The sequence below is a fragment of the Desulfitobacterium sp. LBE genome, from assembly GCF_007830365.1.
In the GTDB taxonomy this organism is placed as follows: domain Bacteria; phylum Bacillota; class Desulfitobacteriia; order Desulfitobacteriales; family Desulfitobacteriaceae; genus Desulfitobacterium; species Desulfitobacterium hafniense.
This window is the reverse complement of the sequence record NZ_VLKD01000001.1, coordinates 5,208,256-5,222,876: the sequence shown is the minus strand read 5'-3', so window position 1 is coordinate 5,222,876 and position 14,621 is coordinate 5,208,256. Positions and strand designations below refer to the sequence as shown.

The window sequence follows — 14,621 nt, the reverse complement described above, 5'->3', positions numbered from 1 at the left end:
ACTAATTAAGCTCATCCGGTATTAGCCCTCGTTTCCAAGGGTTGTCCCGGTCTAGCAGGTAGGTTATCCACGCGTTACTCACCCGTCCGCCACTAACTAACGTCTAGCACTCAGTGTTCTTACTGTTTCCCTTGAGCACACTGTGTTGGCACTTTATAAAGCCTGGAGCTCTCTCTTCGCTTCACTACGTTCGAGCTCTCGCTTTAACCAACTTCACTGAACACTCAGTGCTAAACGTTAGTCCGTTCGACTTGCATGTGTTAGGCACGCCGCCAGCGTTCGTCCTGAGCCAGGATCAAACTCTCCATAAAATTTATGAAGAACTTTGATTGCTCAAATTTCTTTACTCATTTGACGAGTCATTGGCTGTTCCTTGTTGTTTAGTTTTCAAAGACCATTTTTGTTTTTGCCGCTTTCAGCGGCGAGATTCATCTTAACATTTTTGACGAGTTCCGTCAACTGTTATTTTTTCATCACATAATCTTTCGATTAGTGACTAGTTACTGGCCGCCGCACTTAGTGGCGACATTTATAGACTTTACCAGAGTAATCAAACTTTGTCAACCCCTTTTATCATGTTATTTTTTTTAAAAAATATGCATGGTTCATTATCTTTTTTATCTATGTTTAATCTGAGTCTGCCCAATCGAATCTGAGCCTTAAAAGAGAGTGCCGAAAAAGCTATTTTAATAGCTTGCGGCACTCCCTTACTTTCAGCAACTATAGAACAATCCATCCCAAACACTCTAAGCAAGACAAGTTGCATCCGACCATCATGGAAACCGCAATGTTAAGCAATACCACACAGAATCGCAGTGTGCCGTTTCCCTATCAGGAGACCTTAATGACCAGTGACGCACCTGTGTCGCCGGCGGCGCATCCTGTGAACAAACCATAACCGCCTCCCAGCATTACCAGTTCTTCAATCATTTCAATAATCGTCCGACCAGCTGTCGGCCCTTGAGGATGCCCATACACCAGTGAGCAGCCGTAGTTATTCATATTCATGACATCCAGACCCATTTCATTGGCCATAAACAAATCATTCCCTGTAAAAGGATTGTGAGATTTAATGGCTTTCAAGTCTTGGGTTCCGATACCGGCCTTGTCCAAAGCCATTTTTGAGGCAGGTACTACAGCTGCCGCCATATGAGCTTTCTCAGCGCGGGCATAACCATAAGAAAGAATTTGAATCCGGATGTTTTTGTCCGTACTCAGTTCCTGGGCTCTATCTTGCGTCGTGACAATTAACCCGCAATTGCCATCGGCCGGATGGGTTTGGGCACCGAAGGAGTGTACTCCTCCAGGAATAACCGCTTTCAACGGAGCTAAGGTCTCATAGGTTGAAGAGGTCACACCATCATCCTCTTCAAAAATGCCTGTTTTCTTTTTGCTGATTTTATATTCCACAGGGAACATATAGCGTTTTTGGAAGGCCCTGTCGTTGGCCAGGGCATCATTATATTGTTCGTAACGTCGGGATGTGACCCGGTCCACATCCTCCTTGGTAATTCCACCGGCTTTGGCCACCACATTTTCGGCTGTTTGGATCATTGCAGAGCCGGCCCAGGGATCGGCAGCAAAGTTATCCATCATCCAGCTCTCCTTAATGAGCTCGCCACCGGGGCCCATGGGATTGGGCCAAAGGGTGAAGGGGCCATTGGAAGCCCGGTCGGTGAGCAGGCAGAATGAGGTGTCATAAAGACCCGTCTCAATACTGGAAGCCGCTTGGCTCAAGCATGTGGTGGAGGTTGAGCAGGCTTGTGTAATATGCAGACCGGGAATATCCGGGGCTCCCATCAGAGCAGCCGCCCATGGAGCGGCATAAAACGTATGCAATTGACCAATGGTTTTTCCCAGAACCAAGTATTCAAAGATCTTCGGATCTATTCCTTTGGAGGCAAACCATCGTTTAGCTGTAGCAGCGGCCAATTCAACGGAATGTTCATTCTGAAGGACTCCCTGCCAACGGGCAAATGGGGTACTGTAATAACCACCATAAGGGATAAAGGCTTTTGAATACATAATAACAACCTCCTAAATTTTTTATAGGATTGAACGAGATTCCATTCAAGGGGGATTCGCCCCCCACTGATGATGAGCTAAGTCCATACCGGATCTATCCGCTTAAATTTAGGATATCTTCTCAGCCAAAATTTCAGCAATGTCCAGGACTTTAACCTGCTCCCCTCCCTCACGTGCTGCAACTCCATCGCTGATCATGGTCAAACAGAAGGGACATGCCGTGCCCACCCTATCTACTCCTAGGGCGATGGCTTCATCGGCACGCATCACATTGATTCGCTCTCCCTGATGCTCCTCCAGCCACATGCGACCGCCCCCCGCTCCGCAGCAGAAGCTCTTTTCCTTGGTATGGGCCATCTCCAGAAGATTAAGCCCAACCTCTTGCAATAATTGGCGGGGAGCTTGATAAATAGTGTTGTAACGCCCTAAGTAGCAGGAATCGTGGTAAGTGATCTGGCGCCCATCTGCTCCGCCTATCCCATGATTGAGTTGCAAACGTCCTGAACTGAGCAGATCATTCAGGTATTCCGTATGATGAAGGACTTCAAAATCTCCTCCAAACTGGGGATATTCGTGTTTCAGGCAGTTGAAACAGTGAGGACATTGGGTAAGAATCTTCTTTACCCCATAGCCGTTCAGCACTTTAATATTCTCGGTGGCCAAGGAGTGGAAAAGGTACTCATTCCCCAAACGGCGGGCCGAATCTCCGCAGCATTTCTCTTCATTGCCGAGGATGGCAAAATTGACCTGTGCTTGCCGCAGCAGCTTCACTATAGCTGCGGAAACCTTCTGATTCCGTCCATCAAAGGCTCCTGAACACCCCGGGTAATAGAGGATTTCCGCCTCAGGGTTCTCCGCCAGGGTCGGAACACCCAAACCTTGTAAATAGTCGGTCCGGCTACTCCAGCCGATTCCCCATGGGTTGCCGTTATTCTCCATATTGCGGAAGGCCAGTTGGGCTTCCGGAGGAAAACAACTTTCCATGAGAACCAGATTCCGGCGCATTTCCACGGTTTTGTCCACATGTTCTACAAAGATGGGACACTGCTCCTCACAGGAACGGCAAGTGGTACAATCCCAAATGTCATCTTCAGAAATCACCTGACCGATGAGAGCCGGCAGACCCAGTTCTTCTTCACTGGGCAAGTTTTCCTGCCCGGCACTCCCTTGGGCCGCTGCAGCGGCTTCCTGCAGACCGGCTCCCTCCTCAACGGCCCTGGCCGGATGCTCCTTCCGATAGTTCTCATAGGCTTTGCCCACCTCTTCCATATGAACGCGCAGATCCTGAATCACCTGTTTGGGATTGAGGTGTTTGCCGCTCAAATAGGCAGGACAGTAATCCTGGCAGCGCCCGCATTTTACACAGGCATCGGTGTTAAACAGGGTTTTCCAGCTGAATTCCCCCAGCTTGCTTTTGCCATAAGTTTCAATGCTCTCATCTTCAAAATCGATGGGCTCCGGTACGCCGATGGGACCATGATGGCGCAATACCTGATTGGCCGGAGCCAACAAGATATGGGAGAGCTTGGAATAAGGAAAATAAGCGATCAAGACAAAGGCCAGGATGGGATGGATCCACCAAATTATTTTGTGCAAGGATAACAGGGCCGCCTCACTAAAAAGGTTTGCCAACCAGGGAGCCATCACATAGCCCATAAAAGCGTAAGTCGCCCAGGGATCCGGCTCGATAGCCATCCGAATCCCTTGCACGATGAATCCGGTTACCAGAACCACCAGGATCAAGGCCAGGATGATGGCATCATCTTTGGTATTATCCAACCTGCGGGGGCGGATGACATAACGCCGCCAAAAGGCCATCAGGATTCCCAGCAGTGCCAACAGGCCAAAAAGATTGGCCGTGACTTTAATAAAGAGATAAAGGGGTCCTCGGAAAATTTGCAGTCCAAAGTCGGCCTGGATAGCCACAATTAAGGTGGCAAAGAAAAGCAAGGCAAAGCCCCAGAAGATCATGGCATGCATGAGACCCGGATATCCTTCTTTGAGAATTCTTTTGTGTCCAAAGCCGTAAATCACCACATCTTTAATTCCTTGCCACAGCCCCGGCCAACGTTTTTCATGACGGCCCATTTTCCAGAGACGATAACGCCGGTAATAGCCGTAGAAAAATATTATAAAAGTAATCACAGCCAGAGGATAGATGAGCCAATGCCCGTCAATATTCCAATAAAGCACCCGCGTAGCTATTTGAGACCCTCCTCTCCTTTTCCGCCCGTCCCTTTAGGCGCTGACCAGTTTTTTGAACTCTTCAGTAAGCAAGGGGACCACCTCGAACAAATCCCCTACAATACCATAATCGGCCACGCTGAAAATCGGGGCCTCCGGGTCTTTATTGATGGCAACAATAAACTTAGATGCCCCCATGCCGGCCAGGTGCTGAATCGCTCCGCTGATCCCGCAGGCCACATACAAGGTGGGGGCGACAATGCTCCCCGTCTGTCCGACTTGGAACTGGTTATCGATCCAACCGGAATCCACGGCTGCTCGCGAAGCTCCTACCGCTCCCCCCATCACATCGGCTAACCCTTCCAGGATAGCGAAATTTTCTTGGGCTTTCATGCCCCGGCCACCGGAGACCACAAAATCTGCTTCGGTCAGTGCCGGGCGGCTGGTAACCAAAAGGGCTACATCCTTTACAAGAACCTTAAGATCTTCCGGATCGACCGTTACCGTCCTTTCAATGACTTCGGCTTGCCTGGAGGGAGTCGGTTCCGCTACTGGGAAAGATTTGGCCCTTACCGTAGCAAGGACTGGTCTGGTCACGATCTCGACAAGGCTATAGGCACTGCCCGTATAAACAGGGCGTTTGCAGATCAGGAATTTTTCCGAATTCACTTCAATGTCGATGACATCTGAAGCAAGACCCACTCCCAGACGTTGGGCAAGGCGGGGAGCCAGGTCTTTTCCAACTGCTGTATAGCCCAGGAGAAAGGCCTGGGGCTCTTTTTCACGAATGAGCTTAGTCAGTGCAGAAGTATAGACACCGGTAGTGTACTGAGCCAATTGTGGGGAGTCCAGTAAGTAGACCTGGTCAACTCCATAGGCAGCGGCTTCCTGGGCCAAAGGGGCGATCCCTTCCCCAGCAATGACCGCTACCAGGGGTTCTCCCGTCTGGTCGGCAATTTTCCGTCCCTGACTTAATAATTCCAAAGATATTTTGCGAATTTTTCCGGCAGCTTGTTCGACAAATATCCAGATTCCCTTTGGCATACGACTCGCTCCTTTACAGTGTTTCCTCACCTGATTAGAGAACTTTAGCTTCCTCGCGGAGCAGGCGTGCTAATTCACGAGTGGATTCCGCTGCTTCACCGGGAAGTATTCTGCCGCCTTTTCTCGGGGTAGGCAAAGTATAGTGGATAACTTTTGCCTGCAGCGCGAAGTCGGAGGCATTCAGCCCTAAATCGCTTAGTTTAACGGTGGTTAAGGGTTTTTTCTTCGCTTTCATAATTCCGGCGACGGATGGATAACGAACTTCATTGATCCCTTGAACTACGGTTATGACTGCAGGGAGCGTAACCTCAAGGGTTGCCAGTCCGCCGTCGATAACCCGCAGGGCTGTTGCCTGACTGCCGTTAATATCTAATTTAGTGACACTGCTGATGGAAGGAAGTCCCAATTTTTCGGCCATACGCACCGCAACCTGGGCCGAACCTATATCTGTGTCCATAACTCCCGCTAAAATAATGTCATAAGGGAGGGGCTCCACCGCCTTGGCCAGTATAGCCGCGACTATGCCCTCATCCACCTCTCCCAGAGCAGGGTCCTTAATGTGAATCGCTTGATCGGCACCCATCGCCAAAGCGCCGCGAATGGCCGCCGTAGCTTCTTCTCCTCCGAGGGTGACCACGGTCACTTCACCGCCAAATTTCTCCTTCATCCGGAGAGCCTCTTCAATGGCATACTCATCTAAAGGATTGATAACCAGAGTGACCCCATTGACATCTACTTTGCCATCGCTGTTCAAAACTATTTTCGCTTCTGTATCAATCGTTTGCTTAACGCATACCACAATGTTCATAGGGTATCCTCCTTATGGGGCTAACGATTTTTAAATACCGCTTCACGCTTATTGATGAAGGCATCGAGACCTTCACGGAGATCCTCCGTCTCAAAAACCTTTTCCACATAGTGCATTTCCATTTCCAGAGCATCCGCTAAACTGAGTTCCAAGCCTTTATTGATTAACAACTTATCGTAACCCATGGCGATACCGGCCCCTTTAGCCAACTTCTCAGCTAATTTAAGGGCTTCATTCAAAGATTCACCGGCGGGGACCACTTCATTGACTAAGCCGATTCTAAGGGCCTCATCCGCTTTGACAATTTTTCCGCTGAATAAAAGTTCTTTCGCTTTCGCCGGTCCTACCAGCCGGGCCAGTCTTTGGGTGCCCCCAAGTCCCGGAAGCAGACCGAGCAGAACTTCTGTAAGGCCCAGCTTGGCCTTTTCATCCGCTATTCTGATATCACAAGCCAAAGCCAGTTCAAGGCCTCCGCCTAAAGCAAGGCCATTGAGAGCGCAGATCACGGGTCTGGGGGTATTCTCCAAATAGGAGAACATTTCTTTGTAGATGGTGGCATTTTCCCGGGGACCTTCTTTAAACTGATTGGGAAAATCTTTAATATCCGCACCGGCCACAAAGCACTTGGGCCCTGCTCCGGTAATGACCAGGACTCTAATCCCTGTGTTCTTTTCCACTTCATTTAAGGTTTCTTTCAATTGCCCTCTTACCTCTAAGGTCAGAGCATTGACGGGCGGATTATTGATTGTAATAACCCCTACTCCATTACAAACGGTAAGCTCGACCACCCTATTTTCCGGCATAACTATATTCCTCCCCCTGTAAGATTCAGTTCCGCTGCAAGGAAAAGACCACTGTATTGGCAGGATCAGGGCATTGCAGCGCCCTAAGCTGGTTAATCCAGTCCTTACCCTCTGTTTCCCTGCCTAATGCAGTCAGGTAAGGAATGAAGCTGCTCAACGCATATAGGCAAAGGGGGCTGCCTTCACAGGAGGTTATATTGGGTTCAGAATAAATCACCCTCTCCCCTACTTGATAGCCTGCCGCACAATGCCCCTTTATGCTTTTTACTTTCATCTCTACCTTCATCTTGCTCTCCTCTTGTAAGCATTGATTTCTTCTCGCTATGGAATGCACTTGTCCTTGAACACCTCTGCTTCAGATGGAGTTTAAGCTCCATCTGAAGCAAGGGTACGGATTTCCAGAGAACTATTTCTTATTTGTCGTAATCGTACCAGCCGGCGCCGGTCTTTTTGCCAAGACGTCCGGCCCGGACAATGTTCTTGAGCAATTGGGGCGCATTCCATTTCATATCTTTGTACTCTTCTACGAAATAATCGGAGACATGGACAGAAATTTCTACACCGGTGAAGTCCATGAGTTCAAACGGTCCCATGGGGTAATTCAGACCAAGCTTGACGGCGGTATCAATGTCCTCGATGGAGGCGATTCCTTCCTCGGCGATGCGAACCGCCTCCAGGAATTGGGGCATCATGATCCGGTTGACGATAAAGCCCGGCGTATCCTTCTTCACTTCAACGGGGGTTTTCCCCATGGCTCTGGAAACATCGGATACTTTGGCCACCGTCTCATCGCTGGTGTAATAGCCGCGGATGACTTCGACCAAACGCATAACCAGGGGAGGATTAAAGAAATGCATGCCTACGACCCGATCCGGGCGGGAGGTGGCTGCCGCTAAAGTGGTGATGGACATGGAGGAGGTATTGGAGGCAATGATCGTTTCCGGGCCGCAAATCTGATCCAATTTCTGAAAGGCTGTCTTTTTGATATCCATATCTTCGAAAATCGCCTCAATGACCAGAGGAACCGACGCTAGGTCCTCCATATTGGTGGTGGTGGTGATGCGCTGCAAAGCAGCGTCTTTTTCTTCAACCGTCATTTTTTGCTTAGCCACATTCTTATCCAGAAAACCGGCAATGCGCTGGACGGCCCCGTCGACGAACCGCTGCTCAACATCGCAAAGAATCACATCCAAGCCCTTCACCGCTGCCAGGTGGGCAATCCCGCCACCCATAGAACCTGCTCCCAAAACCCCTATCTTTGTCATTGTCATTTTAATATGACCTCCTCTTTTTTATTTCCAATAGAACGGACTTCGTTCAGCGGAATACTCTGCTTCCATTGAAAGTAGTCCTTAGACCGCGTATTTACCTGCCTCGGATACTGCCGCAGCGATATCTCTATGCAGAGCGATGGTGTTCCCCAAAGTGCATTGGGTCACTGCCTGCAAATCCTTCAACAAGCTCTCCAGCTCCTGACCCTCGGCCAGAGCGGATAAGATTTCTTTGGCGATGGACTCAAGGTATCCTATCGTTCCATAAATAAAGGCACTGGTCATCCAACTCTTCAGTTTTGCCTTAGTCTCACCCTCATTGGCTACAGCCTTCTGGGTCCGCAGCCAGGCGCTCTCCATGGCAAAAGCCTGGATTGCCAAATCTGCCAGTTTACCGACAATCTCTTGTTCCTTCTGGAGATTCTTTCCGTACTTCTGCAGGCCGGCAGCCATGGTCAGCAGGAACATATCCTTTGCTGCCTGGATTAATCCGGCTTCATCTTCCCTTGCCGCTCCCCCGGCAGCAATGTACTCTTTCAGCTTTTGCACAGCCTCTTGGAGGGGCAAATCCCCTTTGTCCGCCCGCCGCAATAAGGTAATCGGTATAATCGTCCGGTTGATCTCGTTGGTTCCTTCGAAAATCCGGTAAATCCGGGCATCCCTGTAAAGCCTTTCGATGCTGTATTCGGAGCAATACCCGTACCCGCCGTGAATTTGGACACCTTCATCCACCACATAGCCCTGGGCCTCTGTAGCAAAAATCTTGTTCATGGAACACTCCAGAGCGTACTCCTCAATTCCCTTGGCGGCAACCTGTCCCCCGTTCTCACCGGAAGTATCCAAGCCATGGAGTATCCCGTCCAAAAGACCTCCCGTACGGTAGAGCATACTTTCCATCACATAGGTTTTAATGGCCATCTTCGCCAGCTTTTCCTTGATCAAGCCAAAATTAGCGATAGGGGTCCCGAACTGTTTGCGCTCATTGGCATAGGCGGCCGCTAATTCCAAGGCATGCTTGGAAGCTCCTAAGGCATTGGCAGCGAGCTTATAACGACCTAAGTTTAAAATGTTAAAGGCGACAATATGACCTCTCCCAATTTCAAACAAAATATTCTCCACAGGTACTTTGACATTATCCAGGATGACCTGCCTGGTGGAGGAGCCTTTGATCCCCATCTTCTTTTCTTCCGGTCCCAGGGACAGCCCCTCGGAATCGGCATCGACGATAAAGGCCGTATACTTATCCCCAGCGATTTTGGCATAAACAATAAAAAGATCGGCAAAGGCGGAATTGGTGATAAACTGCTTGGTTCCGTTTAACAGATAATATTTGCCATCGGGACTCAGATCCGCCCGGGTTTTCGCCGACATGGCATCGGAGCCGGCTCCCGGTTCCGTCAAAGCATAAGCCCCCGCCTTTTCTCCGCTGACGATCCCCGGCAGATACTTTTTCTTTTGTTCATGGGTGCCGAACATGACGATGGGCATACTGCCGATGCCGGTATGTCCCCCCTGGGTCATGGCGAAGGAACCGCCCTTTCCTATGCACTCGGCGACAATGGTGGTGCTGATTTTATCCAGATCCAAACCGTCGTATTCCTCGGGAATATCCAGCCCATTAAGTCCTAATTCACCAGCTTCTTGGATAAGCTGTTTGTTCAGACCATCCCGCTTCTCTTCCAACTCCTCCATAACCGCCAAAACGCGATCCGTCACAAAGCCCATCGCCGTTCGATAAAGCATCTTATGCTCAAGGGTAAAGTCCTCAGGGGTAAAAACATCCTGAAACCTGGTTTCCCCGAAGAGAAAGCTCCCCCCTTTTGGTAAGTCGCTCATTCTGTTCACACTCTCTTTCTACACTCTTTACGAACACATCATGGTCAGGCGTTGGCACTAATTCTTTCGATACTTTTTCCTTTGGTTTCAACCACAAAGAATAAGGCTACAAAAGAGGCAATCACCGCCGGAACGGCAAAGAAGACAAAGGTGCCTGTGAAGCCTACCCCCAGCTGCTGAACATACCCGGCAACGATGGGGCCAAGAAATCCTCCAACCCGTCCGAAAGCCTGAGCCGAAGCAACCCCCGTACTTCGGAATTCCGTAGGATACCCCTCAGCCAGCAGGGGCTGTGTTCCGCTCAGACCCCAGTTCATAGCCAGGCCAACCAACATCCCACAGATCACTACCATCCACTGATTTGAGGCAACCCCCAGCAGAAGTATGGCAACCGCTGTCGCTATCCAACCGATAATCACATTGGTTCTCCGCCCGATGATATCCGCCACATAACCGGTACACAGACCTCCGATGGCACCAAAAACATTTTGCAGGACGGCGAAGGAATATCCTTTGACCAAGCCGTACCCCTTATCCACAAGCAGAGTAGGCAGCCAGCCGTTGATGCCATAAATCACCACGGAACCCATAAAATAAATGATCCAAAGGGCCATGGTTGCCCGGCTATACTCCCGGGAGAAAAGGGCTCCAACGCCAACCTTTTTCGGGCGAGGAGGCAGGAACAAGCTGCCCGGAGCATAGTCGTTGGCTTTTCCTTTGCTTACCATCTCAATGCGCTTAAGAACCTCAATGGCTTCTTTCTCTCTCCCTTTACCTAATAACCAATGGGGAGATTCTTGAAGAGCCGCCATTAAAACGAAGGCGTAGAGAACGGGAAGCACTCCGATTAAATAACACACTCTCCAGCCAAAGGTGGGAACCACATAAATCGCCACCACACCGGCCACGACCCAACCCAAAACATAGAAGGACATGATGGAAGAGATGAAAAACCCTCTGTTTTTCGTGGGCACATTCTCCGCCATCAAAGTAATGGCGATGGGGATGCAAGCACCAAAGCCAACCCCGCCTAAGATCCTTAAAATAGCAAAAGCTTCAAAGCTGTTAACAAAATAAATGGGAAAGGTGAGTAAAGAAAACCATATGGTGAAAATGGCCAGACCCTTTTTCCGGCCAATACTGTCGGAAATAATTCCTGCGATCATTCCGCCCACCATCAGCCCCAAAAGACTCCATGATGCCAGACTCCCCGTTTGAACCTTGGTCAGTCCCCATTCTGCAGACATCTGAGGCATGGTGTAGGAAACAATCATATAGCTGAATCCACAGAAAATGAGGGTAAGGCCTACTAAAAAGTAGGTTTTATACGTATACTTTGAGACGCCTATTTGATCCACTACATCGGAAATCGAAATTTTGCCCATCGTTATTCCCCCATCCAATATCTATCCCCTACCCTTTTTAAAAATCAGATAACGTTCTTTTCTCTAAACGCCGCTATTTCACTTGCGCTGTACCCCAGCAGCTTGCTGAGAATATTATCGGTGTCTTGACCCAGGGTGGGGGCGCCACGCCATACTTGGGCGGGGGTCACACTCAGCTTGGGAGCAAAACCAAAGGCTTTAACTTTTTCACCCAGGGTTTCATCCGTATATTCAATGAAATTCCCCCTCTTTTGGTAGTGCTCATTGGCCGCCAGGTCGGCTGAAGTCCTGACAATACCGCTGGGCACTTTTTGGCTGAGCAAATACTGCAAGGCCTCCTCTGCGTCACGGGCTGCCACCCAGTCAATGGCCTTCTGATTTAATTCCAGTCCCAGCTCGGAATTGATCGCCTCGATGGAATTGCCGCAGGTTTCATGGGAATATTTATCGAGATCAAGACCCAAGGCTTTGATGAAGCGTCCGTATACCGCAGCTCCATAGGCGCCGATATAAAGGTATTTCTCATCCTTTGTCTTGAAGAGGTTCCCCGGTTGGAAGATGGCTACTTTATTGCCATTCCGCTGCCTTACCCGGCCCAGTTCAAAATACTGGACAAAGGTATCGTTGAGAACCTTGCTCATGGACTCGATCTGTGTCACATCAATGGCCTGACCCTTCCCTGTCTTCTGGGCATGGTGATAGGCCATCAGTATGCCGTTAACCGCAAACATCGCCGTCATATAATCGTTGATAAAGGTGGCCGCATGGGAGGGAGGCATAGGCTCGGGAAAACCGTTGACAAACATATATCCACCCTCTGCCTGGCCAATGGGGTCGTAGGACGGCCTGTTGCATTGTTCCGGAACACCGCCAAATTGCGGTCTCCCGAACCCACTGATATGAGCAATGACCAGTTTAGGGTTGACTTCGAGAAGCATCTCTTCCGTAATTCCCAATTTTTCCGTCCACACCATGTTCTCCAGCCAGACATCACAGTTCTTGATCATAGAGAGAAAGATTTCTTTACTCTCCGGAATTTTTAAATTGATCTCCAAGGTCAGACTTAATTTATTTCTGCCTTCTTGGATCCAAGCCGCACTGATTTTCCGGTCATTGCGTTTAACGATTGGAGCTTGTTCACGGTAAGGATCGCCAACATTCGGCCGCTCAACGTGAATAACCTCCGCTCCGAACTCTGCAAGCATCGATGCCGCAAAAGGAGCCGCTACAATACTACCGGTCATTAAGACCCTCATCCCCGCAAGAGGCCCGTAGACCGGTGTCAAGGCCGGAGCAGGAATGCGCTCGAGTTCTTTCCATCTGCCCATTTAATAATCTCCCCTCTGCTACTAATCTTTTTTACTCATCTGCGGTTCATACCCTTAAACAAATCTTCATTGCTCTAACCCTTCAAAAACTCCTTTCCCAAGATTGTCGACTTTAAGATATTTTCCTAATTTTCAAACTAATCTGATATCAATGCAATTCTCATGCCAACTTGTCAATGAATGGCAAACCCTCTCTCTTGGCCTTTCCAGGAAAACACCCCACCGCCCTCCTGAAAACTATGTCAAATTTTTTGCTATCCTTGTAAAGTTTTTTTAAACATTGGCACTCACAATTTTTTCGATAGCTTTATCCTTGGTTTCAACGACGAAGAAAAAAGCTACTGCAGCGGCAATAAAGGAGGGAATCGCAAAAAATATAAATAGACCTGTAAACCCTGCCCCCATCTGTTGGATAAACCCCGCCGCGATGGGTCCTGAAAACCCTCCCAACCGTCCGAAGGCCTGGGCCCACGCCACACCAGTGCTTCTAAACTCCGTCGGATACGATTCCGTCAACAAGGGCTGGGTCGAGCTTAAGGCTCCGTTCATTAAGAAGCCGACAATAATGATAAACAAAATAACCTGCCATTGGGTGGTCGCAAAGCCTAAAAGAATGGCGAAGACCGCCGTAAAGAACCAGCTTAAGGAAACATTTAACCTGCGGCCAATAATATCGGCAAAAAACCCAATGCTCATTGCACCGATTATCGCAAAAATATTTTGTAATACGGCAAATGAGTATCCCTTCACTACTCCAAAACCGGACTCAACCAGCAATGTAGGCAACCAGCCGGAAATCCCATAGATTAACACTGAGCCCATAAAATAAATTGTCCAATTGGCGAGGGTCGCTTTACGATAGTTTTTGGAAAAAATCATACTTACCCCTACTTTAGGGGGAGCAGGCGGAGTGATTAACCGTCCAAGAGGCCATTCGCCGGCTTTTCCTCTTGCGGCGATTTCGATGGTTTTGACGACATCAATGGCCTCTTTTTCGCGGCCTTTGCTCAGAAGCCAATAAGGGGACTCTTTCATTTTGAACCATAAAACCAAAGAATAGAGGGCTGGTATTCCTCCGAGCAGGTAACAAACCCGCCAGCCAAAGACCGGAACAATGGTGATGGCTACGATACCCGCTACCACCCAACCGGAGATATAAAAGGCCATAATCGACGAGGTGAAAAAACCTCTTTTATGGGTTGGCGCGCTCTCTGTCATCATGGTCACCGCAATGGGAATACATGCCCCCAGACCGATACCGCTTAATATTCTCAACATCGCAAACACTTCAAAGCTATGTACAAAATAAATAGGCAGCGTCAGCAGAGAATACATAGCCACAAAGATGGACAGGGTTTTTTTCCTGCCAATGCGATCGGAGATAATACCTGCAGTCAATCCTCCAATGATCAAGCCGATCAGGCTCCATGAGGTCAGACTTCCCGTTTGGACTTTGGACAGTCCCCATTCAGCCGCCATCTGAGGCATGGTATAAGCCACGATCATATAATCAAATCCATCAAAAAGCAGGGCAATCCCGACCAGAATATACATTGTGTAAGTGTATTTTGAGACGCCTAATTGATCTATGACCTCGGATATATAGGTTCTATTCACATTTATCTCTCCTTATCTCGATCTCCTCACCCTCTTCAAGCCCGGCCACATCCTTCGCTCATGATGCCTTATGCAGAAATCCTTTCTACCCCCCCTCTTCTATAATATTCTGAATTTTCTGTACATAAAGTTAGCTATGCAATTCCCGTGCCATCCCTTTCCGCCCCTGATTTCCTCTGCTCAGCCCTTTATTGCCGCGGACCGGAAGCCGGCATTTAAAAAAATTGTCATATTTTTTTATAGGCTGTAAAAAACTTTTACATGTTAAAGAAAGCACTAAATTCCTTGCTGGGGGCACACAGCAAGAGGCGTATCGAAAC

The 14,621-nt window shown here is 49.0% G+C and carries 11 protein-coding genes and 1 rRNA gene (1 of these 12 running past the window's edge); all 12 read right to left on the bottom strand.

Annotation, left to right across the window (positions count from 1 at the left end; all coding sequences use genetic code 11):
• Positions 1-311, bottom strand: a 16S ribosomal RNA gene (locus DESLBE_RS24725) (it extends 1,372 nt beyond the left edge of the window).
• Between the two features lie 520 nt (positions 312-831).
• Positions 832-2,025, bottom strand: coding sequence for a thiolase family protein (locus DESLBE_RS24715; RefSeq protein WP_144678458.1), 1,194 nt, complete (start codon positions 2,023-2,025; stop codon positions 832-834).
• 108 nt (positions 2,026-2,133) lie between these two features.
• Positions 2,134-4,230 (bottom strand): heterodisulfide reductase-related iron-sulfur binding cluster, encoded by a 2,097-nt coding sequence (locus DESLBE_RS24710; RefSeq protein WP_144678457.1) that lies wholly within the window; start codon positions 4,228-4,230, stop codon positions 2,134-2,136.
• Between the two features lie 33 nt (positions 4,231-4,263).
• On the bottom strand, positions 4,264-5,253 hold the full coding sequence (locus DESLBE_RS24705) for an electron transfer flavoprotein subunit alpha/FixB family protein (protein ID WP_144678456.1): 990 nt from the start codon (positions 5,251-5,253) through the stop codon (positions 4,264-4,266).
• A gap of 34 nt (positions 5,254-5,287) precedes the next feature.
• Positions 5,288-6,061 (bottom strand): electron transfer flavoprotein subunit beta/FixA family protein, encoded by a 774-nt coding sequence (locus DESLBE_RS24700; RefSeq protein WP_011460372.1) that lies wholly within the window; start codon positions 6,059-6,061, stop codon positions 5,288-5,290.
• A gap of 20 nt (positions 6,062-6,081) precedes the next feature.
• Complete coding sequence (locus DESLBE_RS24695; RefSeq protein WP_144678455.1) at positions 6,082-6,864, bottom strand: enoyl-CoA hydratase; 783 nt, start codon at positions 6,862-6,864, stop codon at positions 6,082-6,084.
• A 25-nt stretch (positions 6,865-6,889) separates the two neighbouring features.
• Positions 6,890-7,150, bottom strand: coding sequence for a TIGR04076 family protein (locus DESLBE_RS24690; protein WP_015944701.1), 261 nt, complete (start codon positions 7,148-7,150; stop codon positions 6,890-6,892).
• A gap of 127 nt (positions 7,151-7,277) precedes the next feature.
• Entirely contained in the window at positions 7,278-8,135 is an 858-nt protein-coding gene (locus tag DESLBE_RS24685; RefSeq protein WP_011460375.1) for a 3-hydroxyacyl-CoA dehydrogenase family protein, read from the bottom strand.
• Positions 8,136-8,216: 81 nt separating this feature from the next.
• Positions 8,217-9,971: an acyl-CoA dehydrogenase family protein gene (locus tag DESLBE_RS24680; RefSeq protein WP_015944702.1), complete on the bottom strand. Its 1,755-nt coding sequence runs from the start codon at positions 9,969-9,971 to the stop codon at positions 8,217-8,219.
• Positions 9,972-10,015: 44 nt separating this feature from the next.
• Positions 10,016-11,356: an MFS transporter gene (locus tag DESLBE_RS24675; protein WP_005808810.1), complete on the bottom strand. Its 1,341-nt coding sequence runs from the start codon at positions 11,354-11,356 to the stop codon at positions 10,016-10,018.
• A 44-nt stretch (positions 11,357-11,400) separates the two neighbouring features.
• Positions 11,401-12,684: a CoA transferase gene (locus tag DESLBE_RS24670; RefSeq protein WP_005808812.1), complete on the bottom strand. Its 1,284-nt coding sequence runs from the start codon at positions 12,682-12,684 to the stop codon at positions 11,401-11,403.
• A 273-nt stretch (positions 12,685-12,957) separates the two neighbouring features.
• Entirely contained in the window at positions 12,958-14,301 is a 1,344-nt protein-coding gene (locus DESLBE_RS24665) for an MFS transporter (RefSeq protein WP_011460379.1), read from the bottom strand.
• Positions 14,302-14,621: the final 320 nt, after the last annotated feature.